At 55.9% G+C, this 2,802-nt stretch carries 2 protein-coding genes; one reads left to right on the top strand and one right to left on the bottom strand.

What is annotated here, in order from left to right; genetic code table 11:
• Positions 1 to 24 precede the first annotated feature (24 nt).
• Positions 25 to 324 (bottom strand): ArsR/SmtB family transcription factor, encoded by a 300-nt coding sequence (locus tag LDK53_RS22640; RefSeq protein WP_025760192.1) that lies wholly within the window; start codon positions 322 to 324, stop codon positions 25 to 27.
• Positions 325 to 484: 160 nt separating this feature from the next.
• Between LDK53_RS22640 and fusA the strand changes: the two genes are divergently transcribed.
• Positions 485 to 2,584, top strand: a complete 2,100-nt coding sequence (fusA, locus tag LDK53_RS22635; RefSeq protein WP_225288135.1) for an elongation factor G — start codon at positions 485 to 487, stop codon at positions 2,582 to 2,584.
• Positions 2,585 to 2,802 lie beyond the last annotated feature (218 nt).

The raw sequence follows: 2,802 nt of genomic DNA, 5'->3' as shown, positions 1-2,802 counted from the left end.
AATCGCCTCCCGGCACGACCGGGTTTACGGCGTACGCAGCAAAATCTCCATTAGCCCCGGAAAGCGGGCATCCAGATCTTCTCTGCGCAGGGAGATCATATTTTCTCGTCCCTGTGGACGTTGCCAAATCACCCCGCTGTCGCGCAACACGCGCCAGTGATGGGTCATTGTGGATTTCACCACTTCATCCGGGCGCAGCGCATTACAGCTGAGTTCGCTGCCATCGGACAGGCGGCGAATAATCGACAGCCGGAGCGGGTTGCCAAGGGCAAACAGCACATTTTCCAGCAATATTTGTTCAGTTTCGGGATGGTTAGGGATCATCGTTTTCCTGCGCAGGGTGTCAGATTGAGCTATATCAACAATAGGTCAACCTTTAAAAAATAGTTCGATAATACTCGTACAATAGGACTATTATAGCAAACGAATGAGTAAGCGACCATCCCGGTCGTCACAGAGACGTCATACAGACTAAGGAAATATCATGCCCCGACCCATTCCTCTCGAACGTTATCGTAACATCGGTATCTCCGCGCATATCGATGCCGGTAAAACGACCACCACCGAGCGCATCCTGTTTTATACCGGGATGAGCCACAAGCTGGGCGAAGTACACGATGGCGCGGCAACAACCGACTGGATGGCGCAGGAGCAAGAGCGCGGGATCACTATTACCTCCGCGGCCGTCAGCTGCTTCTGGCCGGGTATGGACAGAGGCTTTGAACCGCACCGGATCAACATTATCGACACCCCGGGGCACGTGGATTTCACCATTGAGGTGGAACGTTCCATGCGCGTCCTTGACGGCGCCGTGATGGTGTATGACTCCGTCGGCGGCGTTCAGCCTCAGTCCGAAACCGTCTGGCGTCAGGCGAATAAATACCACGTACCGCGTCTGGCCTTCGTCAACAAAATGGACCGTCCGGGTGCCGATTTCTTCCGCGTCGTGCGGATGATGCAGGAGCGCCTGAAGGCGAATCCGGTACCGATTGTGATCCCGGTAGGCGCGGAGGAGCACTTCACCGGCGTGGTGGATCTCATCAAGATGCGCACCATTCTGTGGGACGATGCCACGCAGGGCATGGTATTCACTTACGCGCCCGTGCCGGATGATTTAGTGGGTACCGCCCGGGAGTGGCGGGAAAAAATGGTCTCGGCGGCGGCGGAAGCCAGCGACGAACTGATGGATAAATACCTGGAAACGGGCGATCTGGACGAAGCGGAAATCATCAGAGGGCTGCGTATTCGCACCATTTCGGGTGAAATCCAGCCGATGCTGTGCGGCAGCGCGTTTAAAAACAAGGGCGTGCAGCGCATGCTTGATGCGGTGATTGAGTTGATGCCCTCGCCGCTGGACGTGCCCGCTATCGACGGTGTGGATGAAAAAGGGCAACACGCTGAGCGTCATCCCAGCGATGATGAGCCATTCTCCGCACTGGCCTTTAAGCTGATGAGTGACCCGTACGTCGGCCAACTGACCTTCATCCGCGTGTACTCTGGCGTGCTGCGCAAAGGCGACGCGGTGTATAACCCGGTGAAAGGGAAGAAAGAGCGGATCGGGCGTATCGTGCTGATGCATGCCAACGATCGCCATGAGGTGGATGAACTGCGCGCCGGGGATATCGCGGCCTGCGTTGGGCTGAAAGATGTCACCACGGGTGACACCTTAACGGACCCGAATGCGGTGATCACCCTGGAACGCATGGAGTTTCCCGATCCGGTTATCTCGCTGGCTATTGAGCCGAAAACGAAAGGTGACCAGGAGAAAATGGGGATCGCCCTGCAGCGTCTGGCAGCGGAAGATCCCTCTTTCCGCCTGCATACTGACGAAGAGTCCGGTCAGACCATTATTTCCGGGATGGGAGAGTTGCACCTGGAGATTATCGTCGACCGCATGAAGCGTGAGTTTGGCGTCGAGGCGAACATTGGCCGTCCGCAGGTCACCTACCGGGAGACCTTGCGTAAAGCGGTGAAGGATATCGAAGGCAAATTTGTCCGTCAGTCCGGTGGGAAAGGGCAGTACGGTCATGTGGTGCTGAGTCTGGAGCCGACCGAGCCCGGCAGTGGCTTTACGTTTGAAGATGCAACCAAGGGCGGCGTGGTGCCGCGCGAGTATATTCCGTCCGTTGAGAAAGGGCTGCGTGAAGCCATGAACAGCGGTGTGCTGGCCGGATATCCGGTTGTCGATGTCAAAGCGACGCTGACGTTTGGTTCGTATCACGATGTCGACTCCTCGGAGATGGCCTTCCGCATGGCGGCTATCCTCGGCTTTAAAGAGGGGGCGCGCAGGGCGGATCCGGTGATCCTTGAGCCGATCATGCACGTGGAGGTGGAAACACCCGAAGAGTACGCTGGCAATATTATGGGCGATCTCTCTTCCCGTCGTGGCATGGTTCAGGGCATGGAAGAGCAGTACGGAAGCCAGATCATTCGCGCGGATGTACCACTGGCGGAGATGTTTGGTTACGCCACGACATTACGCTCGATGTCCCAGGGACGCGCGACGTATACGATGGAGTTCCATCATTTTGCGGAAGCACCGCGAAATGTGGCGGATGAGATTATTGCGCGGCGTGCGAAGTAGTTAGTTAATTACACATGGTAGTCGTTGGGCTACCATGTGTTTTGCTGCTGTAGCAGGGGGGGGGCAGTTAATTACTTGATCAGCGTGGCCGATCGAACTTTCCATTGCCCTTTTTCCTGAACGAGACAATCTGCTACAACGTGATCTTGTTTCTTACCAAACGCGATATAAACGTTTGTGCAAACGGCATCAAAATCAGAATGCAGGACGGTTATCTG

The sequence above is a fragment of the Enterobacter sp. K16B genome (assembly GCF_020216105.1).
Classification (GTDB): Bacteria; Pseudomonadota; Gammaproteobacteria; order Enterobacterales; family Enterobacteriaceae; genus Enterobacter; species Enterobacter sichuanensis.
The sequence above is the reverse complement of the archived record's forward strand: the minus strand, read 5'-3'. Positions and strand labels throughout refer to the sequence as shown.

What these genes read in the sequence shown, in the direction of transcription:
- LDK53_RS22640 (WP_025760192.1), bottom strand. Translation starts at nt 324, where the DNA reads ATGATCCCTAACCATCCCGAAACTGAACAAATATTGCTGGAAAATGTG.
- fusA (WP_225288135.1), top strand. Translation starts at nt 485, where the DNA reads ATGCCCCGACCCATTCCTCTCGAACGTTATCGTAACATCGGTATCTCC.